The sequence below is a fragment of the Streptomyces sp. NPDC058469 genome, from assembly GCF_042721125.1.
GTDB lineage: Bacteria > Actinomycetota > Actinomycetes > Streptomycetales > Streptomycetaceae > Streptomyces.
Genome location: NZ_JBHXME010000057.1, coordinates 1 through 23,371, shown reverse-complemented (window position 1 = coordinate 23,371; position 23,371 = coordinate 1). Strand labels below are relative to the sequence as shown.

Genomic DNA, 23,371 nt, shown 5'->3' with positions numbered 1-23,371 from the left:
ACCTTGGCTCCTCAGTCCGGTTCCGGAGCGAACCCGCTTCGTGACCCCGCCGACCGACGGCTCCCGCGTATCGCGGGGCCGTCGGGCCTGGTCATCTTCGGCGTCACAGGCGATTTGTCACGCAAAAAGCTGATGCCCGCCGTGTACGACCTCGCCAACCGGGGTCTGCTGCCGCCGGGTTTCTCGCTCGTCGGCTTCGCCCGGCGCGAGTGGGCCCACGAGGACTTCGCGCAGGAGGTCCACGACGCGGTCAAGGAGCACGCCCGTACGCCGTTCCGTGAGGAGGTCTGGCAGCAGCTCGTCCAGGGGATGCGCTTCGTCCAGGGCACCTTCGACGACGACGACGCGTTCGAGCGGCTGCGCGACACGATCGACGAACTGGACAAGGCCCAGGGCACGGGCGGCAACTTCGCCTTCTATCTGTCGGTGCCGCCGCGCTCCTTCCCGGTCGTCATCCAGCAGCTGAAGAAGCACGGTCTCGCCGACCAGGAGAAGGGTTCCTGGCGCCGCGCGGTCATCGAGAAGCCCTTCGGCCACGACCTCAAGTCGGCCGAGGACCTCAACAAGGTCGTGCACGAGGTCTTCGCCGCGGACCAGGTCTTCCGCATCGACCACTACCTCGGCAAGGAGACCGTCCAGAACATCCTGGCGCTCCGCTTCGCCAACACGATGTTCGAGCCGATCTGGAACCGGTCCTTCGTGGACCACGTGCAGATCACCATGGCCGAGGACATCGGCATCGGCGGCCGGGCCGGCTACTACGACGGTATCGGCGCCGCCCGTGACGTCATCCAGAACCACCTGCTCCAGCTGATGGCGCTGACCGCGATGGAGGAGCCCGCCTCCTTCTCCGCCGACGCGCTGGCCGCGGAGAAGGAGAAGGTGCTCGGCGCGGTGAGGCTGCCGAAGGACCTGGGCAAGAACACGGTCCGCGGGCAGTACGCCGAGGGCTGGCAGGGCGGCGAGAAGGCCGTCGGCTACCTCCAGGAAGACGGCATCGACCCCAAGTCGAAGACCGACACCTACGCCGCCATCAAGGTCGAGGTCGACAACCGCCGCTGGGCGGGCGTCCCCTTCTACCTGCGCACCGGCAAGCGGCTGGGCCGCCGCGTCACCGAGATCGCGGTGGTCTTCCAGCGCGCCCCGCACTCCCCCTTCGACCAGACGGCGACGGAGGAGCTGGGCCAGAACGCGATCGTCTTCCGCGTCCAGCCCGACGAGGGCGTCACGGTCCGCTTCGGCTCCAAGGTGCCCGGCACCTCGATGGAGATCCGGGACGTCTCCATGGACTTCGCCTACGGCGAGTCGTTCACGGAGTCCAGCCCGGAGGCGTACGAGCGCCTGATCCTCGACGTCCTGCTCGGCGACTCGAACCTCTTCCCGCGCACCGAGGAGGTCGAGCTGTCCTGGAAGATCCTCGACCCGATCGAGCAGTACTGGGACAAGCACGGCAAGCCCGCGCAGTACCAGTCCGGGACGTGGGGTCCGGTCGAGGCGGACGAAATGCTCGCACGAGAGGGACGGAGCTGGCGCCGGCCATGAAGATAGACCTCACCGACACCACTGCCAGCAAGATCAACAAGGCGCTCGTCAAGGGCCGCCGCGCCATCGGCACCCCGGCCGTCGGCATGGTGCTCACCCTCGTCGTCGTCACGGACGAGGAGAACGCCTACGACGCCCTGAAGGCCGCGGGCGACGCGTCGCACGAGCACCCCTCGCGCACGCTCGTGGTCATCAAGCGCGTCTCCCGCTCGTCCCGCAACCGCACCCAGTCCCGCCTCGACGCCGAGGTACGGGTGGGCGCGGACGCGGGCAGCGGCGAGACGGTCGTCCTGCGGCTGTACGGCGAGGTCTCCGACCACGCCCAGTCCGTGGTGCTGCCGCTGCTGCTGCCGGACGCGCCGGTGGTGGTCTGGTGGTCGGTGGACGCGCCGCGCGACCCGGCGAACGACCCGCTGGGCGCCCTGAGCCAGCGCCGGGTCACCGACAGCTACGCGGCGGAGAAGCCCGTCGACGAGCTGCGGTCCCGCGCCGAGAGCTACGAGCCGGGCGACACCGACCTGGCCTGGGCCCGGATCACCCCGTGGCGTTCGATGCTGGCCGCCGCGCTCGACCAGGTCTCCACGGATATCGTCTCCGTCGAGGTGGCGGGCGAGGAGTCCAACCCGAGCGTCGAACTGCTCGCGATGTGGCTCGCCGACCGGCTCCACGTGCACGTCCGACGGGCGGTCTCCGCGGGTCCCGGTCTGACCCAGGTGCGCCTGGAGACCTCCGGCGGCCCCATCACGCTGCACCGGTCGGACGGGGCGATGGCCACCCTGGCCCTGCCCGGCCAGCCGGACCGCGCGGTGGCGCTCAAGCGCCGCGAGACCTCCGAACTCCTCGCGGAGGAGCTGCGCCGGCTCGACCCGGACGACACCTACGCGTCCGCGCTGCGGTTCGGCGTGGACCGGCTGGGCGGCATCCAGTCGGCGGCGGAGCGGGCCGAGGTGGCTGCCCAGCCGGTACCGGCCCTGCCGGTGCGCGCGGTGACGGACGCGACGCCCGCGTCGGCTCCGGCTTCTGGTTCGACGTCGGCTTCTGGTTCGGCTTCGGCTTCGGCTTCGGCGGACCAGGGCGACTCCGAACGGCCCACCCCGGCGAAGATGCCCCCGGTCAAGAAGGCTGATCCGCAGTGAGCACTCCCCAGCTCGTCGTCCACCGCGACAAGGAACTGATGGCCCAGGCCGCCGCGGCCCGGCTGATCACGAAGATCGTGGACGCGCAGGCCTCGCGCGGCTACGCCTCGATCGTGCTCACCGGCGGTCGCAACGGCAACGGTCTGCTGGCAGCTCTGGCGGGCCAGCCCGCCCGGGACGCCGTCGACTGGGGCCGGCTCGACCTGTGGTGGGGCGACGAGCGGTTCCTGCCCGAGGGCGACCCGGAGCGCAATGTCACCCAGGCCCGTGAGGCACTGCTCGACGCGGTGCCGCTGGACCCGAAGCGCGTGCACGCCATGCCCGCGTCCGACGGCCTCTACGGCAACGACGTGGAAGCGGCGGCGGCCGGCTACGCCGAGGAACTCGCCCGGTCCGCCGGTCCCGAGAACCACGGCTCCGTCCCGACCTTCGACGTCCTCATGCTGGGCGTCGGCCCGGACACCCATGTGGCGTCGCTCTTCCCGGAGTTGCCCGCCGTACGGGAGACCGAGCGCACGGTCGTCGGCGTCCACGGCGCGCCCAAGCCGCCGCCGACCCGGGTCACCCTGACCCTGCCGGCGATCCGGTCGGCCCGCGAGGTGTGGCTGCTCGCGGCCGGCGAGGACAAGGCGGAGGCAGCGGCGATCGCCCTGTCCGGCGCGGGCGAGATCCAGGCACCGGCGGCCGGCGCGCAGGGCCGCGCCCGCACCCTGTGGCTGCTGGACGCGGCGGCGGCCTCACAGCTGCCGCGCGCGCTGTATCCGCCGGCTTCCGCCTGACACCGGCGACATCGGCAACCTGCTGAAGCCCCCGTACGGCCTTCCGGTCGTACGGGGGCTTCAGTGTTCTGGTCACTTGGTGACTTGGGGGCTCAACGCCCGCGCAGCTCGCGGTACTTGGCGACCAGGGCCGTCGTCGACGCGTCCAGGCCCGGCACGTCCGCGCCCTCGCTCAGGGCGGGCTCGACGCGCTTGGCGAGGACCTTGCCCAGCTCGACGCCCCACTGGTCGAAGGAGTCGATGTTCCAGACCGCGCCCTGCACGAACACCTTGTGCTCGTAGAGCGCGATGAGCTGGCCGAGCACGGACGGGGTCAGCTCGCGGGCCAGGATCGTGGTCGTGGGGTGGTTGCCCTTGAACGTCTTGTGCGGCACCAGCTCCTCGGGCACGCCCTCGGCACGCACCTCGTCCGGCGTCTTGCCGAAGCCCAACGCCTGTGTCTGGGCGAAGAAGTTGGCCATCAGCAGGTCGTGCTGCGCCTTGAGCCCGTCGCTCAGCTCGGACACCGGTTCGGCGAAGCCGATGAAGTCCGCCGGGATCAACTTTGTGCCCTGGTGGATGAGTTGGTAGTACGCGTGCTGCCCGTTCGTGCCGGGCGTGCCCCACACCACCGGCCCGGTCTGCCAGTCGACCTCCTGGCCGTCCCGGCCCACGTACTTGCCGTTCGACTCCATGTCCAACTGCTGCAGATACGCGGTGAACTTGGAGAGGTAGTGGCTGTACGGCAGCACGGCGTGCGACTGGGCGTCGTGGAAGTTGCCGTACCAGACGCCCAACAGGCCAAGAAGCAATGGCACGTTGGACTCGGCGGGTGCGGTGCGGAAGTGCTCGTCGACGAGGTGGAACCCGTCGAGCATCTCGCGGAAGCGGTCCGGGCCGATGGCGATCATCAGCGACAGCCCGATCGCCGAGTCGTACGAGTAACGGCCGCCGACCCAGTCCCAGAACTCGAACATATTGGCCGTGTCGATGCCGAACTCGCTGACCTTGCCGGCGTTCGTGGACAGCGCCACGAAGTGCTTGGCCACGGCGTCCTGACCGGCCTTCAGCTCGGTGAGCAGCCAGTCCCGGGCCGAGGTCGCGTTGGTGATCGTCTCGATCGTGGTGAACGTCTTCGACGCGATGATGAACAGCGTCTCCGCCGGGTCGAGGTCACGGGTGGCCTCGTGCAGATCGGCGCCGTCCACGTTCGACACGAACCGGGCCGTCAGGCCGCGGTCGGTGAAACCGCGCAGCACCTCGTACGCCATCGCCGGACCCAGGTCGGAGCCGCCGATACCGATGTTGACGACGTTGCGGATACGACGGCCCGTGTGGCCGGTCCACTCGCCGGAGCGGACGCGGTCCGCGAAGCCGGCCATCTTGTCGAGAACGGCGTGGACTTGCGGGACGACGTTCTCGCCGTCGACCTCGATCACCGCGTCACGCGGGGCGCGCAGCGCGGTGTGCAGGACCGCGCGGTCCTCGGTGACGTTGATCTTCTCGCCGCGGAACATGGCGTCCCGGAGACCGAACACGTCCGTGGCGGTGGCCAGCGCGTGCAGCAGCCGCAGGGTCTCGTCGGTGACGAGGTGCTTCGAGTAGTCGAGGTGCAGGTCACCGACCTTGAGCGTGTAGCCGGTGCCGCGCCCGGGATCGGCGGCGAACAGCTCCCTCAGCTGCACCTCGCCGAGCTCCTCACGGTGCTTGGCCAAGGTGGTCCACTCGGGCGTCTGGTTGAGCCTGGTACGGCCGTCTGCGTTCATTGCGACTTCAGCCTTCTTTCCTACCGACCTGGGGGCCGGTTCCAACCTAATTGATCAGCCCGTGACATGAGCGGTCGTCGCGTCGTCCTGCGGGGCAACAACAGGTACGTCCGGCTTGACCGCAGGTATCAGTGCGATGACCGACAGGACGAAGAAGGCGGCGGTGAGCAGGGCGGGCGTGTTCAACCCCCAGGCCGTGGCGGCGGCGCCACCGAGGAGGGCGCCCAGCGGGGCCCCGGCGGCGGCCAGAGTGCCGAAGGCGGAACTGACCCGGCCCAGCATGTCGGCGGGGGTGCGCTGCTGCATCAGGGTCGTTGTGTTGACGTTCCACAGCATGCTCATGAAGCCGAAGACGGCGAGTGCCGCCACGACCGCTGTCAGGCTGTGCACGGAGCCCATGACGACGAGGGCGCCGGTCTGCACCAGGCCCGCGAGCAGCACGCTCCGCAGCGGGCCGAGCCGGGCGGTGATCCGCCGGTGTACCACTCCCCCGGCCAGGCCGCCGACGGTGAACGCGGTGGTCGCCGCCGCGTATCCGGCGGTGCCGGCGTCCAGCCAGCCGGTCACCAGGATCACCAGGGTGGCGATCAGGGCGCCCATGCCGACGTTGCACAGGGCCGTCGCGCAGCACAGTGCGCGCAGGGGCCGGTCGCTCCACAGGGTGCGCAGCCCGTCCGCGATCTCTCCGCGCAGCGTGCTGCCCACCGGTCCCGGCCCACGGTCGGGCGCCGCGGTGCGCAGCGAGGCGACCAGCGCGGCGGCAAGGAGGAAGGTCCCCGCGTCGGCCACGAAGGGAACCGTGGCCCCCGCCGCGATCAGCAGGGGCACCACGGGCGCTCCCATCAGGCCGCCCGCGATCTTCTGCCCGGTCATCAGCCGGGCGTTGGCGCTGCCGAGCGCCGCTCGGTCCACCAGGGTCGGCAGCAGGGCCGTAGAGGCGTTGTCGAAGAGGGTCTGGAGCGTGGTCAGTGCGAAGGCCAGCGCGATGAGCAGCGGGATCGAGGCCTGGCCGAGTGCGACGGCCACGGCGAAGGCGGCGACGAGCAGCCCACGGACCGCGTCGACCGTCCACATCGCGCGCCGCTGGTCCACCCGGTCCGCGACAGCGCCGCCGAGCGGTCCGAAGACGATCCAGGGCAGATAGCCGCAGGCGGTCACGGACGCGATGAGGAGGGGCCGGTCCGTCAGCGAGACGGCGAGCAGCGGCAGTGCCGCACCCCGCAGCGCGTCCCCGAACCGCGAGATCACGGCGGCACTCCACAGCCGCCCGAACCCCCCGCGCCACGCAGGCACATGAGCGCCCGTCACCTCGACCGTCGTCACGGCTCCCCCTCACGATTCGTCGATTCACAAACCGTAGAGGGCGCCACTGACAATCGGTCCGGAGGCGGGTCGGCCACCGGGCTGCGAAACAGCTCCGGCCAGGCACCTGTGGGCGCCCGGCCGGTTCAACTCCTAGATTTCTCCCCGGAGTTTGGCGAGCGCCTCGGCGAGGATCGCCTCTCCGTCCGCGTCGCTGCGCCGCTCCCGTACATACGCCAGGTGCGTCTTGTAGGGCTCGGTGCGCGGCGGGGCCGGCGGGTTGTCCCGGTCCTGTCCGGCCGGGAAGCCACAGCGGGGGCAGTCCCAGGTTTCGGGAACCTGCGCGTCGCTGGCGAAGCTGGGCTGCGTCTCGTGTCCGTTGGAGCACCAGAAGACGATGCGCAGCCGGGGCGCGGACTCGCCGCGCTCGGCCTCACCCATCGGCCCCGCCCCGACCCGGCTTCCTCGGATCGCGTTGCCACTTGCCACGGTCGTAACTCCCTGCGTGATGGTGCCGCGAAGCGAGTCGGCGTTTTCGCTCCGTTGCGAGCGCCTCAGTCTACGTAAGGCCCAACGCGCGTCCAGTGGTTGGAGTTACAGCCCCTACACCTAGACGCAAGCCCCATGATAGGCCGCGCTCAGCTGCGCGTACCGAACATGGGGCCTTACGTACGGAATGTGCGACGGAACGTGCGGTCAGCTCGTCTTCATCAGCAGGCCGAGTACGACGATGCAGGCGAACCAGAGCACACCGAGCACCACGGTGATGCGGTCCAGGTTGCGCTCGGCGACCGAAGAGCCACCGACGGACGAGGCCATGCCGCCACCGAACATGTCGGAGAGACCGCCGCCCTTCCCCTTGTGCATCAGCACCAGCAGCATCAGCAGCAGGCTGAAGACGATCAGGGCGATCGAGAACCCCAAAACCACGGCTGGACCAACTTCCTCGGATTCGGATGGACGACAGGGGCATAGCGGCTGGCGCTATGCCCCCGCAAGGGTACGACGGATCGCGGCTACCGCCTACTCGCAGCTTGTCGGTTCGCTGCTGAACTCACTGGTCGCGGAAGCGCACGATCTTCACGAACTCGTCCGCGTCCAGCGAGGCACCGCCGACCAGGGCACCGTCGACGTCGGGCTGGGCCATGATCTCGGCGACGTTGCCGGACTTCACGGAGCCGCCGTACTGGATGCGGACCTGGTCGGCCAGCTCCTGCGAGTACAGCTCGGCGAGCTTGCCGCGGATGGCCTCGCAGACCTCCTGGGCGTCGCCGGCGCCGCAGACCTTGCCGGTGCCGATGGCCCAGACGGGCTCGTACGCGATGACGATCGACTCGGCCTGCTCGGCCGGGACGTCCTTGAGGCCGCCCTCGACCTGGGCGAGGGTGTGGGCGACGTGGTTGCCCGCCTCGCGGATGTCGAGTTCCTCGCCGACGCAGAGGATCGGGGTCAGGCCGTGCTTGTAGGCGGCCTTGACCTTGGCGTTGACGATCTCGTCGGTCTCCGCGTGGTACTGGCGGCGCTCGGAGTGGCCGACCGCCACGTACGTGCACTTCAGCTTGGCCAGCATCGCACCGGAGATCTCGCCGGTGTAGGCGCCGGAGTCGTGCGCCGAGATGTCCTGGGCGCCGTACTTGATCTTGAGCTTGTCGCCGTCGACCAGGGTCTGCACGGAGCGCAGGTCGGTGAAGGGCGGCAGGACGGCGACCTCGACGGCCTCGTAGTCCTTGTCCGCGAGGGCGAAGGCGAGCTTCTGGACGTGGGCGATGGCCTCAAGGTGATTGAGGTTCATCTTCCAGTTGCCCGCCATGATCGGCGTGCGCCCAGAGGAAATAGATGGAGCCATTACGGTCAGTCCTCCAGTGCGGCGAGGCCGGGGAGCGTCTTGCCCTCTAGGTATTCGAGGGAGGCGCCGCCGCCGGTCGAGATGTGGCCGAATGCGGTCTCGTCGAAGCCCAGGATGCGGACGGCCGCGGCGGAGTCGCCACCGCCGACGACCGTGAAGGCCGGGGAGTCGAGAAGGGCCTGGGCGACCGCCTTGGTGCCCTCGGCGTAGTCGGGGTGCTCGAAGACGCCCATCGGACCGTTCCAGAAGATGGTGGCCGCGTCGGCGAGCTTCGAGGCGTACAGGGCACCGGTCTCGGGACCGATGTCGAGGCCCATCTGGTCGGCCGGGATGGCGTCCGCGGCGACGACGGTGGGGTTGGACGGGGCCTTCGTCTTCAGGTCCGGGAACCCGGCCGAGGTCACGACGTCGACCGGGACGACCAGCTCGACGCCGTTCTTCTCGGCGCGCTCGACGTACTCGGTGACGGCGGGCAGCTGGTCGTCCTGGACCAGGGAGGCGCCGATCTCGTAGCCCTTGGCCTTGAGGAAGGTGAAGGCCATGCCGCCGCCGATGAGGATGCGGTCGGCCTTGCCGAGCAGCTGGTCGATGACGGCGAGCTTGTCGGAGACCTTGGAGCCGCCGAGGGCGACCACGTAGGGCCGCTTGACGTCCTCGGTGAGCTTCTTCAGGACGCCGACCTCGGTGGCGATGAGGTAGCCGGCGTAGTGCGGCAAGCGGGCCGGGAGGTCGTACACGGAGGCGTGCTTGCGGTGCACGGCGCCGAAACCGTCGCCTACGTAGATGTCCGCCAGAGCGGCGAGCTGGTCGGCGAACTCGCCGCGCTCGACGTCGTCCTTGGAGGTCTCGCCCGCGTTGAAGCGCAGGTTCTCGATGACCGCGACCTGGCCGGGTTCGAGGCCGCGCACCGCGTCGTGGGCGGCGGGGCCGACGGTGTCCTGGGCGAACGCGACCGGTGCGCCGAGGAGTTCGGCCAGGCGCTCGGCCGGCTGGAGGAGGGAGAAGGCCGGGTCCGGGGCGCCCTTGGGGCGGCCCAGGTGCGAGGCCACGATCACCTTGGCGCCCGCCTCGACGAGGGCCTTGACGGTGGGCAGGACGGCGCGGATGCGGCCGTCGTCGGTGATGAGGCCGTCGGCCAGCGGGACGTTGAGGTCGGCGCGGACGAAGACCCGCTTGCCGTCCACGCCTTCGGCGAGAAGTTCGTCGATCGTCTTCATAAAGGGACTCCTAGGGAGGGCTCTTCAGATCCGAGAGGGCTGATCGATCACTACGTAGCACAGGGCTCGGACAGCGCGGCGTGCGCTGCCCGAGCCCTGACTCACATCGAGTTGCCTGCTCTGGGAGTTAGAGCTGGCCGCCGACGAAGACCGTGAGGTCGACGAGGCGGTTGGAGTAGCCCCACTCGTTGTCGTACCAGCCGAGGATCTTCACCGTGTTGCCCTCCTGGACCATGGTCAGGAGGGAGTCGAAGGTGCAGGAGGCCTGGTCGCCGACGATGTCCGAGGAGACGATCGGGTCCTCGGTGTAGGACAGGTAACCCTTGAGGTCACCGTCCTCGGAGGCCTTCTTGAACGCGGCGTTGACCTCGTCCTTGGTGACCTCGCGCTGCAGCGTCACGACCAGGTCGGTGGCCGAACCGGTCGGGACCGGGACGCGCATCGCGATGCCGTCCAGCTTGCCCTTGAGCTGCGGGAGGACCAGGGCGGTGGCCTTGGCGGCACCGGTCGTGGTCGGGATGATGTTCTCGGCGGCGGCACGCGCGCGGCGCAGGTCCGAGTGCGGGAAGTCCAGGATGCGCTGGTCGTTCGTGTACGCGTGGACCGTCGTCATCAGGCCCTTGACGATGCCGAAGTTCTCGTCGAGAACCTTGGCCATCGGCGCCACACAGTTGGTGGTGCAGGAGGCGTTCGAGATGACGTGGTGGCTGGCCGCGTCGTACTTGTCCTGGTTGACGCCCATCACGATGGTGATGTCCTCGTCCTTGGCCGGAGCCGAGATGAGGACCTTCTTGGCGCCGCCGGCGATGTGCTTCTCGGCGTCGGCCTTCTTCGTGAAGATGCCGGTGGACTCGATGACGATGTCGACGCCGAGGTCGCCCCACGGGATGTCGGCGGGGTTGCGCTCGGACAGCACCTTGATGGTGTGGCCGTCGACGGTGATCGTGTCCTCGGTGTGCGACACCTCGGCCTTGAGTCGGCCCAGGATGGTGTCGTACTTGAGCAGGTGAGCGGTGGTCGCGGTGTCACCCAGGTCGTTGACAGCCACGATCTCGATGTCAGCACCCTGCTCCAGCAGCGCGCGGAAGTAGTTACGACCGATGCGGCCAAAGCCGTTGATGCCTACGCGGATCGTCACGAACCGATCTCCTCGTTGGTACGCCGGCTCAGTGCCGGCGAGTTGTATGGGATGTCCCCGACCGCCTACGACCCTACCTCCCTGCGGCCCCCTCGGTGACATTGAGATGCCCCATACACGGCAGGGCGGTCCGTACCCGCCAGTAGGGGTACGGACCGCCCTCGATGTTCATGACATCGACATGCCGAGTCAGCTCCGCAGGGCTGCCAGTGCCTTCTTGAGCAGGGCCGCGCGGTCGGTGGCCGAGGTGACCTGTTCCAGGCCGAAGCCGAGGAGCACGGTGCGGTCGGTGGTGACCGCGCCGTACGTCTGGAAGAGGGCTCCGGTGCGGGTCCAGTCGTTCAGGACCGCCGGGCTGCCGGCGGGCGGGCCGGTCACGGTCCAGGCGCCGAGCGAGGTCTCGAAGCCCTCGGCCTGGGTCGCCGTACCGCCCACGACGAGCGAGGTGTCGTCGGCGAGGACGCCGTGGCCGCCGGTGTTCGGGTCGGTGACGTAGCTCAGCGAGACCTCGACGGACTTGCCGGCGTAGGCGCTCAGGTCGAAGCCGACCTGCTGCCAGCCGTTGGAGGCGCCGGTGAAGCTGTTCCACGAACCGGTGGTGCCGGTCGCGGTGCAGCCGCTGGTGGCGACGGTCAGGTAGTGCTTGAGCCACGGGTGCTCGGCGACCAGGAAGCCGGCCTCGCACTCCGAGGGCGGCGTGGTACTGGTGGCGCCGCCCACCTCCGGGAGCGTGGTCCAGTCGTCGGCCCCGGTGGTGTGGATCTCGACCACGGCGTGGTCGTAGCCGGGCTCGGTGTCCCACAGCAGTTCGCTGCGCAGCGTGGGCTTGCCGGCCGCGCTCACCCCGGTGAGGTCGATGGTGCGGGCGAGGCGCTTGTAGGCGTCGTCGGTGTGGACGGCGGCCGCCATGTAGGAGCCCGCGTAGGGCCCGTACGGGTTGACGGTCCCGGCGAACTGCCCCGCCCCCGCACTCGCGAACTGCGGGTACGTGGTGGGCGACAGCGAGTCCGAGGTGACGCTGTAGGTACCGGCCCGGTCCAGCGGGTTGCCGGGCGCGCCGCCGAGCGGCCCGGTGAAGCCGGCGAGCTTGCCGGAGCCGGTGAAACCGCTGGCCCCGGGGGTGGACGTACGCGAATAGGCGCCCAGGTAGTACTGGCTGAAGTCGTTCGAGGGGGTGCCGTCGCCGAGGTCGACGCTGCCGCCGGCCCGTTCGCCGGCCTCGATCAGCTTGCCGCCCTCGTTGAGGAAGGCGCGCAGCTGGAGCTGGGTGTCGTTGCCCGGTCCCGCCGTGCCCGAGTAGTGGACGACCGTCTTGAAGTGGTCGAGCACGCCGAGCGCGTCGGGCGCGCCCTGCGTGGCGACGTCCCAGACGACCGCCTTACGGCCGTTCGCCTTCAGCGCGTCGACGTAGGTCTGCGCCTGGGTGGCGGCAGCGCCCTCCTCGGCGACCACGAGAGTGTCGGCCGCGGGCCTCTTGGCCACCGTGTACGTGAAGTGCGCGCTGGAGGTGGGCTTTCCCGCCTTCGTCTCGCCGGTGAACCAGACCTCGACCTTGTCGCCCGGGTCGCCGTCCTTGACCTTGGCCCGGTACTCGTCGAAGTACAGGTTGTCGTCCCCGCCGTAGGTCTGGCCGCCCTTCCAGGACTTGAGCGCCATGTCCTCCGTACGGCCGCCGTTGACGCGGTACTTGAGCTCCTTGTCGCGCACGGACTTCCGTACGACGACGGAGACCTCCTGGTCGGCGCCGCGCGAGTACGACGTCGGGAAGGTGGCCGGGGTGAAGTCGGCGGCGCCGAGGCCGACCGACGACGTGGGCTGGTCGGGGTGGACGGCGGTCTCGGCGACGGAGAGCGCGAAGGGGATGTTCTTCTCGAACTCGTCCTGGATCAGCTTCTCGTCGTCGGGGAAGTTGAAGACGGACTGGCAGTCGGCCGCGTTCCAGGCGTCGTTCGGGTCGATGTTCGACGCGGTCTGGCAGGTCGACATCTCCGGGGTGAACATCGACATGCTGTTGACGTTCGACGCGTGGCCGTCCGCCTCGCCGTTGGTCGTGTACAGCTCCGAGGAGACCTGCGAGCGGTAGCCGGGGATCGCCGGGTTGTCCGGGGTGCCGGCGAGCGCCTTGTAGAGCACGTCGTCCGGGGTCGGGGTCGCGACCTGCCAGCCGACTCCGTAGAGGAGGAGTTCGGCGGCGGAGTGGTAGTTGATGCCGTAGCTGAAGCCGATCCGCTTCTCGAAGGCGTCGAGCGCCTGGGTCTCCGGCTCGGAGGCCGGAGCCGTGCCGCGGTAGGTCTCACTCGTGGGGTTCGGGGACGAACCCTCGTCGTCGTAGCCCCACTTGTAGGCGAAGTTGCGGTTGAGGTCGACGCCGTCGCCGGTGGAGATGGCGCCGTCGGCGTTGACGTCCCGCAGGTTCTTGCGCCACAGGCGCGTGTCGCTGTTCTGGAAGGTGTAGTCGTAGCCGTCCGGGTTGGCGGACAGCACGAACCACAATTCCGTGGAGTCGACGATCTTCTTGACGCGCTTGTCGGTCGAGTAGTTGTCCAGGTAGTAGTGCATCAGCCGGCGGGTCATTTCCGGCGTGATCCACTCGCGCGCGTGCTGGTTGGACACGTACAGCACGGAGGGCTTGGAGCCGTCCTTGGTCGTCTTCGCGCCCTTGGTCAGTTTGAGCGCGAGGATGTCCTGGCCGTCGATCGTCTTGCCGATGGACTCGACCTTGGTGAGGCCGGGGTTGGCCTGCCCGGTCTTGACGATCTCCTCTTCGAGGCCGCCGCTTCCGCTGTACGGGCGGAACACGCCCTGCGCCGCGTCCTCGACGCGCGTTTCGGCCTTGGCCGAAAGGGTGTGTTCGGTGAGGTCGACGCCCTGCTTCTCCAGCTTCTGAGCCTGCTGGTCGGTGAGGTAGACCTCTACGGCGGTCTTGCCGGACGCCGAGAACTGGTTGTCGCCGAGTTCGTGGGCGTCCTGTCCGGCCTTCAGGAGCAGGGGTATCTGCTTCTGCGTGACGTCGGCGTGGAAGACCTTGACCTCGGCGGGGTCGGGCTTCGCGGAACTCCCGGCCTGCGCCTGGGCGATCGGTGCGATGCTCGCCCCTGCGATCAGGAGCGCGCCGACAGCGAGGATCGATCTCGCTCTGTGTCTCATGAACCCCCCTAGCAATCGTTCGCCACAGCGGCGAACAGTTGCCAGGCTCATGACACTTCATGATCGAGTCAAGGGCGCCTCAAGGACAGCCAAACGGCGGCGTGGGGCCCTTTGGGAGGCTCAGGGGGCTCATGCCGGGGAGTCGACGACCGCGACACCCGTCCCTCCCGGCCTGGGCGGCGCCGCGCTCGGGCAGGCCCGGCAGATCGACTTGGGGGCAGGCCGTTGATTTTCCCCCGCCTGATCAGCCGGCAGGCCTGAACGGGCATCTGCGCCCACGTGTTGACAGCTCGTCAGCAGCCGGCCAAGCGGCTCAAGACAACGAAACGCCGGTGCCGACGCCCCCAACGGGCATCCGCACCGGCGTGTTGACGGATCATCAGCCGATCCGTGCCGTGTGATCGTCAGCCGACCATGTTGTCGGCCATCTCCTCGGTAATGCTGGACTCCGTGCCCGGGATGCCGAGGTCCTGGGCCCGCTTGTCGGCCATCGCCAGCAGTCGGCGGATACGGCCGGCCACCGCGTCCTTGGTCAACGGCGGGTCGGCGAGGGCGCCCAGTTCCTCCAGGGAGGCCTGCTTGTGGTCCATGCGGAGCCGTCCGGCCGCCGCGAGGTGCTCGGGGACCTCGTCGGCGAGGATCTCCAGCGCACGCCCCACACGGGCTCCGGCGGCGACGGCCGCGCGGGCCGAGCGGCGCAGGTTCGCGTCGTCGAAGTTGGCGAGCCGGTTCGCCGTGGCGCGCACCTCGCGGCGCATCCGGCGCTCCTCCCAGGCCAGCACCGACTCGTGCGCGCCGAGCCGGGTGAGCAGGGCGCCGATCGCGTCGCCGTCACGGACGACCACCCGGTCCACGCCGCGCACCTCGCGTGCCTTCGCGGCGATCGACAGCCGGCGGGCGGCGCCGACCAGCGCGAGCGCGGCCTCCGGGCCCGGGCAGGTCACCTCCAGGGAGGAGGACCGGCCGGGCTCGGTCAGTGAACCGTGCGCCAGGAACGCGCCTCTCCAGGCCGCCTCCGCGTCACAGGTGGCCCCCGAGACGACCTGCGGCGGCAGGCCCCGGATCGGGCGTCCACGGCCGTCCACGAGCCCCGTCTGCCGGGCCAGCTGATCGCCGCCCGCAACCACCCGGACGACGTAACGGGAGCCGCGGCGCAGGCCGCCGGGCGCCATCACGATCAGTTCGGAACTGTGGCCGAAGATCTCCAGGATGTCCCGCTTGAGCCGGCGCGCCGCCATCGCGGTGTCCAGCTCCGCCTCGATCACGATGCGCCCGCTCACCAGGTGGAGGCCTCCGGCGAACCGCAGAATGGCGGAGACCTCCGCCTTCCTGCAGCAGGTCCGGGTGACGGGGAGCCGGGAGATCTCATCCTTCACCGCTGCCGTCATCGCCATGGGCCGATCCTTCCATGCATCCGAAAAATACGGTCGTACGCGGCGGCCAACAGCTCCGGGTCGTGCCTTGGAGTTCCGTCGGTCCGGGCCACCGGCGCCAGCTCGACCGCGGCGTCCAGCCGCTTGGCGGCTTCGGTGAGCGACGCGCGATCGGGCACGGCGGCCTCGTCGGCCAGCACCACGTCCAGGGCGAGTTTAGGGGCGTGTCGTCCCAAAACCTCCAAATGACGCTGCGGGGAGAAGCCATCGGTTTCTCCGGGCTGCGGCGCGAGGTTCAGGGAGAGTACCCGGCGCGCCTTCGTCTCGGTGAGCGCGTCGAGCAGTTCCGGCACCAGCAGGTGCGGGATGACCGACGAGAACCAGGAGCCCGGGCCGAGCACCACCCAGTCCGCGTCGAGCACCGCGGCGACGGCCTCGGGCACGGCCGGCGGGTCGTGCGGCACGACGTGCACGGACATCACCTCACCGGGCGTGAGCGCCACGGTCGCCTGTCCCCGGACGGTGTCGACGTCGTCGGGCCGCGCCGGATCGTGCCCCTTGACCAGGGCCTGGAGCTCCAGCGGTACGGCGGACATGGGCAGCACGCGCCCGTGCGCGCCGAGCAGCTTGCCGACCAGGTCGAGGGCCTGGACGTGATCCCCGAGCTGCTCCCACAGGGCGACGATCAGCAGATTGCCGACCGCGTGTTCGTGCAGGTCGCCCTTGGACTGGAAGCGGTGCTGGATGACGCGGGCCCAGGTCTGGCCCCAGTCGTCGTCGCCGCACAGCGCGGCGAGGGCCTTGCGCAGGTCGCCGGGGGGCAGCACGCCCAGTTCGTCGCGCAGGCGTCCGCTGGAGCCGCCGTCGTCGGCCACGGTGACGACGGCGGTGAGGTCGCCGGTGATCCGGCGCAGCGCGGTGAGCGAGGCGGACAGGCCCATGCCGCCGCCGAGGGCGACCACCTTGGGCTGGGTGCCGCGCCGGCGCGGCTTGCCGCCGCGGGCCTCCACGGGCCTGGTCGTCCGTCCTTCGGGCACCACGCGGCGCAGCCTGCCCAGCCGTGGGCTACGTCCTGTCATTCCCGTCCCATGTCCCGGTGTACGACCACCGTCTCCACGCCTTCGGCCACGAGCCGCGCGGCGAGCTTCTCCGCCGTGGCGACGGAGCGGTGCTTGCCGCCGGTGCAGCCGATCGCGATCGTCACGTACCGCTTGCCCTCGCGCCGGTAGCCGGCCGCGATGAGCCTGAGCAACTCGGCGTACCGGTCGAGGAACTCCTTGGCGCCGGGCTGGTTGAAGACGTACGCCGAGACCTCCTCGTTGAGGCCGTTGAAGGGGCGCAGCTCCGGGATCCAGTGCGGGTTGGGCAGGAAGCGCATGTCGGCGACGAGGTCGGCGTCGACCGGGAGGCCGTACTTGAAGCCGAAGGACATGACGGTGGCCCGCAGCTCGGGCTCCTCCTCGCCCGCGAACTGGGCGTCCATCTTGGCGCGCAGTTCGTGGACGTTGAGGCTGGAGGTGTCGATGACGAGGTCGGCGTCGCCGCGCAGTTCGCGCAGCAGCTCGCGTTCGGCGTCGATGCCGTCGACGATGCGGCCGTCGCCTTGGAGGGGGTGGGGGCGGCGCACCGACTCGAAGCGGCGCACCAGGGCGTCGTCGGAGGACTCCAGGAAGACGATCCGCCGGGTGACGTGCTTCGACTCCAGGTCGGCGAGGGACTCCCGGAGGTTGTCGAAGAAGCGCCGTCCGCGTACGTCGACGACGACCGCGATGCGTGCCACGTTGCCCTGGGAGCGGGCGCCGAGCTCCACCATGGTGGGGATCAGGGCGGGCGGGAGGTTGTCGACGACGAACCAGCCGAGGTCCTCCAGACACTTGGCGGCGGTGGACCGCCCGGCCCCGGACATGCCGGAGATGATCACCAGCTCGGGGATGGCCACTTCGGCCACCCCGGCTGTCGTGCCGTCCGTACTCACCTGTGCTCCGTCGTCCTGGACCTCTTGCTGGGAAACCTGATCGTCGCCGGTTTCCTTGTGCGTCCGATCTCGGTCCGCTGTGGGCTGCTTCTCTTGTTCGGTCATGTCTCCTGCCCCCGTCGCTCGTCCGGGGCTCCCGCGGGTACGGGCTCCCCTGGGACACCCGCTGTCGTCTCGGGTGTCCCGTCTTCCATGTCTTCCATGATCTCTCCAGTCGCCGTGTTCACGGCGGGTGCGGCCGGGGCCGCCTGGGCGAGGGCCACCGCGATGGTCTCGGCGGTCTTGCGACCTATGCCCGGAACCTCGCAGATCTGGTCGATTGTCGCGGATCGCAGCTTCTTCACCGAACCGAAGTGTTTGATCAGCGCCTGTTTGCGTGTCTCGCCGAGGCCGGGCACGTCGTCCAGGGGGCTCGCCCGGAACCGCTTGGCACGCTTGGCGCGCTGATAGGTGATCGCGAAGCGGTGGGCCTCGTCGCGGACGCGCTGCAGGAGGTAGAGGCCCTCGCTGGTGCGGGGCAGCACCACCGGGTCGTCGTCGTCCGGCAGCCAGACCTCCTCCAGGCGCTTGGCGAGGCCGCACACGGCGATGTCGTCGATGCCCAGCTCGTCGAGGGCCCGCTTGGCGGCGGCGACCTGCGGCTGCCCACCGTCGACCACGACGAGCTGCGGCGGGTAGGCGAACCGCTTGGGGCGGCCCTCCTCGTCCTTCAGCTCGTCGCCGTCCGCCCACTCCCCCGTCTTCTCCTTCTCGGCGAGATAGCGCCGGAAGCGGCGGGTGATCACCTCGTGCATCGAGCGGACGTCGTCCTGGCCCTCGAAGCCCTTGATCTGGAAGCGGCGGTACTCGCTCTTGCGCTGCAGCCCGTCCTCGAAGACGACCATCGACGCCACGACGTCGTCGCCCTGGAGGTGCGAGATGTCGTAGCACTCGATCCGCAGGGGGGCGCTGTCCAGGTCGAGGGCCTCGGAGATCTCCTCCAGCGCGCGCGAGCGGGTGGTGAGGTCGGAGGCGCGCTTGGTCTTGTGGAGGATCAGCGACTGCTGGGCGTTGCGCGCGACGGTCTCCATGAGGGACTTCTTGTCGCCGCGCTGCGGGATACGCAGCGACACGTTCGCCCCGCGCCGGTCCGTCAGCCACTGCTGGACCGGCTCCACCGGGTCGGGCAGGGCCGGGACGAGGACCTCCTTGGGGACGGAGTCCCCGGTCTCCTCGCCGTAGAGCTGCTGGAGGGCGTGCTCGACGAGGGCCGCGGTGGTGACGTCCTCGACCTTGTCGGTGACCCAGCCGCGCTGGCCACGCACGCGTCCGCCGCGGACGTGGAAGATCTGGACGGCCGCCTCCAGCTCGTCCTCGGCGACGGCGATCAGGTCGGCGTCGGTCGCGTCGGCGAGGACGACCGCGCTCTTCTCCATGGCCTTCTTCAGGGCCTCGATGTCGTCGCGGAGGCGGGCCGCCCGCTCGTACTCCATCTCCTCGGCCGCGTCCGTCATCTGCTTCTCCAGACGGCGGATGTACGTGCCGGTGCGGCCGGCCATGAAGTCGCTGAACTCCTCGGCCAGTTCGCGGTGCTCCTCCTCGGAGACGCGGCCGACGCAGGGGGCGGAGCACTTGCCGATGTAGCCGAGCAGGCAGGGGCGGCCGGTGCGGGCCGCGTTCTTGAAGACGCCGGCCGAGCAGGTGCGGACGGGGAACACGCGCAGCAGGAGGTCCACGGTGTCGCGGATCGCCCACGCGTGTCCGTACGGCCCGAAGTAGCGGACGCCCTTCTTCTTGTGACCGCGCATCACCTGCACGCGCGGGTACTCCTCGTTCATCGTCACCGCGAGGTACGGGTAGCTCTTGTCGTCGCGGTACTTGACGTTGAACCGGGGGTCGTACTCCTTGATCCAGGAGTACTCCAGCTGGAGGGCCTCGACCTCCGTGGACACCACCGTCCACTCCACCGACGCGGCCGTGGTGACCATCGTGCGCGTGCGCGGGTGGAGTCCGGCCAGGTCCTGGAAGTAGTTCGCCAGGCGCTGGCGCAGGCTCTTCGCCTTTCCGACGTAGATCACCCGGCGGTGCTCGTCGCGGAACTTGTAGACCCCGGGCGAGTCCGGGATCTCTCCCGGCCTGGGGCGGTAGCTGGAGGGATCGGCCATGTTTCACACCCTACTGGCGCGGAGTGACAGCGCGGCGGGGCTGTGGACAACGGCGGACACGCCCGGCGGAACTCTTGTCGGGTGTCCGGCCGGTACTCCTAGCGGGACTCCAGAAACGTGAGAACCGCCAGGACACGGCGGTGGTCGTCGGCGGCTTCCGGAAGGTGGAGTTTACCCAGGATGCTGCGGACGTGCTTCTCGACGGTGCCCTCGGTGACCCACAGCCGGCGGCCGATGCCGGCGTTGGAGCGGCCCTCCGCCATCAGCCCCAGGACCTCGCGCTCGCGGGTGCTGAGGAAGGACAGCGGGTCGTCGCGGCGCTGCGCCGAGAACAGCTCGTGCACCAGGGAGGGGTCGACGACCGAGCCGCCCTTGTGGATACGGTCGAGGGCCTCGACGAACTCGTCGACGACCGTGATCCGGCTCTTGAGGAGATACCCGACCTTGTGCCCGCCGGCCAGCAGCTCCAGGGCCTCCTCGACCTCGACGAACGCTGACAGTACGAGGATGCCGGTGTCGGGGTGGCGCTCACGGATCGTCCGGGCCGCCTTCAGTCCCTCGGTGGAGTGGTCGGGCGGCATCCTGATGTCGACGATCGCGAGGTCGGGCCGCTCGGCGTCGACCAGTTCCAGGAGCCGTACCGCGTCGCCGGCCTGGCCCGCCACCTCGTAGCCCAGGCGTTCGCACAGGCTCGCGAGGCCCTCCCTGAGCAGGACGTCGTCGTCGGCGAGGACGACCCGTCCCCGCGCCGTCTGCTGCGATGCGTCCATCGTCCCGGCTCCCCTTGCCCGACCAGTGCGGTGCGCCACGCACAGCCTGCCGGACCGGGTCGGGTACGGCTAGCGGGTAAGGGAATTGGAGGGTGGCCGTGACGACACAGGGTCGTGTCCGGGCGATTCTCGTAGCAGTGCAGACGCGGACGGACCGGTCGCCTCGGGCGAGGGGTGACTCGGCGGGTCGGAAAGGCTGCGGGAGATGCGGCGGACACGGGCGGACAGACGACGGCGGTCGGTCCGTGTCCGCCCGTACGAGGACGACACCCGGTCCCTGAAGGACCTCCTTGACCCGCGGGACCCCGACATCGTCCGCGCCAAGCGCCTGCGGCCGGCCTCGGCCCGGCACGGCCGAATCCACCACCCCTGGAGCCGGACGGCTGCCTCTCCGTCCGAGAAGACCGCCCGATGCGTACGCGACGTCACCGAGTCCACGGCTCCCCCGACCTGGACCCCATCGCGTACGCCTCGGGCGGTCACCCGTCCGTCCGGGGAAGCGGCAGTCGTACGGTGAGGGTCGTGCCCTCCCCCGGTGGGCTGCCGACGCGCAGCTTGCCGCCGATCGCCTCGACGCGGTCGACGAGTCCGATGAGCCCGGAGCCGTGCCCGAGGTCGGCGCCGCCCACTCCGTCGTCGGCGATCGTCACCTCCAGGACGTCGTCCTCGACCCGCGCCGACACCGCCACGAAGCTCGCGCGCGCGTGCTTGACGGCGTTGGTGAGGCACTCGGAGGTCACGTAGTAGACGGCGACCTCGATCCGCTCCGGGAGACGGCCGGCGGGTAGGCGCAGATCGAGTTCCACGGGGATGGCTGAGCGGCGGGCCAGCGCGCGCAGGGCCGGGCCCAGGCCGCCCTTGGAGAGGATCGCGGGGTGGATGCCGCGCGCGATCTGCAACAGATCGGCGAAGGCGTCGTCCAGGCCCTTGGCGATGTGGTCCAGCTGCTCGGCGAGTTCCTCCGGCTGCTCGTCCAGCATCGACTGGGCCATTCTGAGGTCGAGTTGGAGCGAGACGAGGCGCTGTTGGACACCGTCGTGCAGATCGCGTTCGATACGGCGTCTGGAGGCGTCCCCGGCGGCCACCACGCGCGTGCGTGACGCCGTGAGCTGGTCTCGGCTGTCGGCGTTGGCGAGGGCGGTGGCGACGAGTTCGGTGAAGTCGGCGAGCCGGCACTCGGTGCCCGGGGGCAGCGGTTCGGTTCCGGCGGCGGCCGCGACGACGGCACCCCACAGCCGGTCGTCCACGACGATGGGGGCGCCCACCGAGCGGCCCACGCGCGCGGGGCGGGCGGTGCGCGCCACCTCCGCCGCGGCGGCCGTCTCGGCCTCGGCCACGGGCCCGCGCGCGGAACCCAGGACGGTGGCGGCTCCGTCGGCGCCGAAGCGCAGGACGGCGGCGGAGCCGCTGCTCAGGACCTTGCCCACCTGGTCGGCGACTTCGGAGAACACCTCGTGCGGTGGCACCCCGCGCGCGACGAGGGTGGCGACCCGGCGCAGCGCGGTCTGTTCGCGGGCGGCGCGGCGGCTCTCGGTGACGTCGCGCGCGGCGGCGTAGATCAGGCCCTCTCCGGTGACCGGGCGGGCGCTCCACTGGAACCAGCGTTCGGTGCCGTCGTCCCGGACGAAGCGGTTCTCGAACTCGGCCAGTTCGACGCCGCTCGCCAGCCGGTCGAGGACGGCACGCGTGCGTGCCCGGTCCTCCGGGTGCACGAACTCCAGCCAGGGTCTGCCGAGCAGTGACTGTGCGGAGTGGCCGAGGGTCCGCTCGAAGGCGGGGTTCACGCGCTTGAAGTAGCCGTCGAGTCCGGCGATGCACAACAGGTCGAGGGAGAGGTGGAAGATGCTCGCCAGCTCCTGCTCGGCCTTGTCGCGCCGCCCGTGTGCCGCGGCGAAGGACGCCATGGTGCCGTTCATGCCGCCGAGCAGTTGCGCCCAGGTCCCCTCGAACGCGGCGACATCCGCGCGGTGGCCGAGCCGGTTGTCGTCGATCGCGGTGTTCATCGTGTTGATCTCACCGGCGAGCCGTTCGGTGGTCACCCGCAGTTCGCGGAACGTGTCGGCGACGGCGCCGAGTTCGTCCCGGCCCGCGTACCGGATGTCGTACGACAGATCGCCCTCGGACAGTGCCCGGGCGCCTGCGGAGACCTCGCTGAGCGGCCGGGTGATCGACAGCCTCAGGGTCAGCGCGAGGACGGTGACGGCGGCCAGGACGGCCAGCGACACGCCGAGGTCGCGGGCCTCACGCGTGCGTGCGGTGTCGAGGTCGCGCGCGGCGTCGCGGCCCAGTTCGGCGGCGGCCTGGTGCTGGATGACGCGCAGGGCCTCGATGCGCTGCGTCGACGCGAGCAGCCAACTGGCGTACGTGGGCCAGGCGTTCCGTTGGGCGTGCGGGTCGGCGAGGGTCTCGCGGGTCTTGCGGACGACGAGGCCCGGGTGCTGGAGGAGGACTACGTAGAGCCGGCCCTTGAGGCCGGCGGGCGCGGTCTGGCCGAAGTCGTCCAGGAGCGCCTTCTCCAGGGCCGACCAGCGGTCCGTGGCGGTGGCGTGCGGGGCGTCGGGGGTGTCGAAGAGCACGGCCAGTTCGGTGCGTTCGCGTTCGGCGGCCTCGATGGCGTTCAAGAGCGCGATGTGGGCGTCGGCCGCCTGCCCGGAGGCGCGGGTCGGGCGGCCGGACTCCAGGGTGGCGGCCAGCTCCAGGAGGTCGTCCTCGATCGTGTCGTACTGGTCGGCGAGTTGGGGCGCGGTGAGGGAGCCGGTCCCCAACTGGAGCCGCAGGGCGTGCAGTTGGCGGTTCCGCGCGTCGAGTCGGCCCGGCACGTCGGGCGACCCGGTCCAGCCGGCCGCGCCCAGGAGGGCGGCGTTCAGGGCGTGGTCGGTGGCGTGCTGCGCGCCGGAGCGTTCCTTCAAGGTCGCCGGTCCTGGACGCAGCCGGGCCTTCACGGCGGCGATGCGCTCCCTGGCGATGGCGTCGGTCAGCGCGGTGGTCCGGAACGACAGCGCGGTCGCCGTACGGAAGTCCCGCATCGTCTGCGCCTCGCGCCACTGTGTGACGGAGCCGAACACGGTGAACGCCAGCATGCCGGTCACCGGGAGCAGTACCAGGAGCATCAGCTTGCGCCCGACGCGCAGCCGGGCGAGGAAGGGGATACGGAGGGCGGCGCCGGGCCGCGGGCGCCGGCGCAGGCAGTGCACGATGACGGGCCCGCCGAAGCGCTTGGCCCGCGCCAGCGCGGACTCCAGGGCGTCGATGTCGTG

The 23,371-nt window shown here is 70.2% G+C and carries 17 protein-coding genes; 3 read left to right on the top strand and 14 right to left on the bottom strand.

The genetic code is table 11. The annotated features are described in order from the left end of the window. The first annotated feature begins 3 nt into the window (after positions 1–3). The 3 genes from zwf to pgl are packed head-to-tail and all read left to right on the top strand — an operon-like array spanning position 4 to position 3,457. A complete protein-coding gene (zwf, locus tag ACFWP5_RS24030) occupies positions 4–1,542 on the top strand; it encodes a glucose-6-phosphate dehydrogenase (protein WP_384160051.1) in 1,539 nt (512 codons plus the stop codon). Continuing rightward, positions 1,539–2,678 carry a glucose-6-phosphate dehydrogenase assembly protein OpcA gene (gene opcA / locus ACFWP5_RS24025; RefSeq protein WP_384160048.1) on the top strand — a complete coding sequence of 380 codons (1,140 nt, stop codon included), beginning with the start codon at positions 1,539–1,541 and terminating at the stop codon, positions 2,676–2,678. Before zwf ends, opcA begins: the two co-directional genes overlap by 4 nt. After that, entirely contained in the window at positions 2,675–3,457 is a 783-nt protein-coding gene (pgl, locus tag ACFWP5_RS24020; RefSeq protein ID WP_365307546.1) for a 6-phosphogluconolactonase, read from the top strand. Before opcA ends, pgl begins: the two co-directional genes overlap by 4 nt. Positions 3,458–3,549: 92 nt before the next feature. On the opposite strand, the gene pgi is transcribed toward pgl, so the two are convergent. The 14 genes from pgi to ACFWP5_RS23950 all read right to left on the bottom strand — a co-directional run bounded on the left by pgi (position 3,550) and on the right by ACFWP5_RS23950 (position 23,224). Continuing rightward, a complete protein-coding gene (gene pgi / locus ACFWP5_RS24015) occupies positions 3,550–5,202 on the bottom strand; it encodes a glucose-6-phosphate isomerase (protein WP_384160044.1) in 1,653 nt (550 codons plus the stop codon). Positions 5,203–5,256: 54 nt separating this feature from the next. Continuing rightward, on the bottom strand, positions 5,257–6,525 hold the full coding sequence (locus tag ACFWP5_RS24010; protein WP_384160041.1) for an MFS transporter: 1,269 nt from the start codon (positions 6,523–6,525) through the stop codon (positions 5,257–5,259). Between the two features lie 132 nt (positions 6,526–6,657). Beyond that, positions 6,658–6,993, bottom strand: a complete 336-nt coding sequence (locus tag ACFWP5_RS24005) for an RNA polymerase-binding protein RbpA (RefSeq protein ID WP_078623027.1) — start codon at positions 6,991–6,993, stop codon at positions 6,658–6,660. Between the two features lie 207 nt (positions 6,994–7,200). Continuing rightward, a complete protein-coding gene (gene secG / locus ACFWP5_RS24000; RefSeq protein ID WP_078652560.1) occupies positions 7,201–7,434 on the bottom strand; it encodes a preprotein translocase subunit SecG in 234 nt (77 codons plus the stop codon). A gap of 124 nt (positions 7,435–7,558) precedes the next feature. Continuing rightward, positions 7,559–8,314, bottom strand: a complete 756-nt coding sequence (tpiA, locus tag ACFWP5_RS23995; protein ID WP_384160156.1) for a triose-phosphate isomerase — start codon at positions 8,312–8,314, stop codon at positions 7,559–7,561. A gap of 41 nt (positions 8,315–8,355) precedes the next feature. Continuing rightward, on the bottom strand, positions 8,356–9,567 hold the full coding sequence (locus ACFWP5_RS23990) for a phosphoglycerate kinase (protein WP_384160038.1): 1,212 nt from the start codon (positions 9,565–9,567) through the stop codon (positions 8,356–8,358). Positions 9,568–9,694: 127 nt separating this feature from the next. Next, positions 9,695–10,705, bottom strand: a complete 1,011-nt coding sequence (gene gap, locus ACFWP5_RS23985; RefSeq protein WP_384160035.1) for a type I glyceraldehyde-3-phosphate dehydrogenase — start codon at positions 10,703–10,705, stop codon at positions 9,695–9,697. 189 nt (positions 10,706–10,894) lie between these two features. Then, positions 10,895–13,852, bottom strand: coding sequence for a M14 family zinc carboxypeptidase (locus ACFWP5_RS23980; protein WP_384160032.1), 2,958 nt, complete (start codon positions 13,850–13,852; stop codon positions 10,895–10,897). Positions 13,853–14,256: 404 nt separating this feature from the next. Further along, on the bottom strand, positions 14,257–15,246 hold the full coding sequence (gene whiA, locus ACFWP5_RS23975; RefSeq protein WP_019060506.1) for a DNA-binding protein WhiA: 990 nt from the start codon (positions 15,244–15,246) through the stop codon (positions 14,257–14,259). Next, on the bottom strand, positions 15,237–16,304 hold the full coding sequence (gene yvcK, locus ACFWP5_RS23970) for a uridine diphosphate-N-acetylglucosamine-binding protein YvcK (protein WP_026150944.1): 1,068 nt from the start codon (positions 16,302–16,304) through the stop codon (positions 15,237–15,239). Before yvcK ends, whiA begins: the two co-directional genes overlap by 10 nt. Continuing rightward, a complete protein-coding gene (gene rapZ / locus ACFWP5_RS23965) occupies positions 16,301–17,305 on the bottom strand; it encodes an RNase adapter RapZ (RefSeq protein ID WP_384160029.1) in 1,005 nt (334 codons plus the stop codon). Before rapZ ends, yvcK begins: the two co-directional genes overlap by 4 nt. Continuing rightward, a complete protein-coding gene (gene uvrC / locus ACFWP5_RS23960; RefSeq protein WP_384160026.1) occupies positions 17,302–19,344 on the bottom strand; it encodes an excinuclease ABC subunit UvrC in 2,043 nt (680 codons plus the stop codon). Before uvrC ends, rapZ begins: the two co-directional genes overlap by 4 nt. Before the next feature lie 98 nt (positions 19,345–19,442). Continuing rightward, entirely contained in the window at positions 19,443–20,114 is a 672-nt protein-coding gene (locus ACFWP5_RS23955) for a response regulator (RefSeq protein WP_384160024.1), read from the bottom strand. A 479-nt stretch (positions 20,115–20,593) separates the two neighbouring features. Continuing rightward, positions 20,594–23,224, bottom strand: a complete 2,631-nt coding sequence (locus tag ACFWP5_RS23950; RefSeq protein ID WP_384160153.1) for a PAS domain S-box protein — start codon at positions 23,222–23,224, stop codon at positions 20,594–20,596. Positions 23,225–23,371 lie beyond the last annotated feature (147 nt).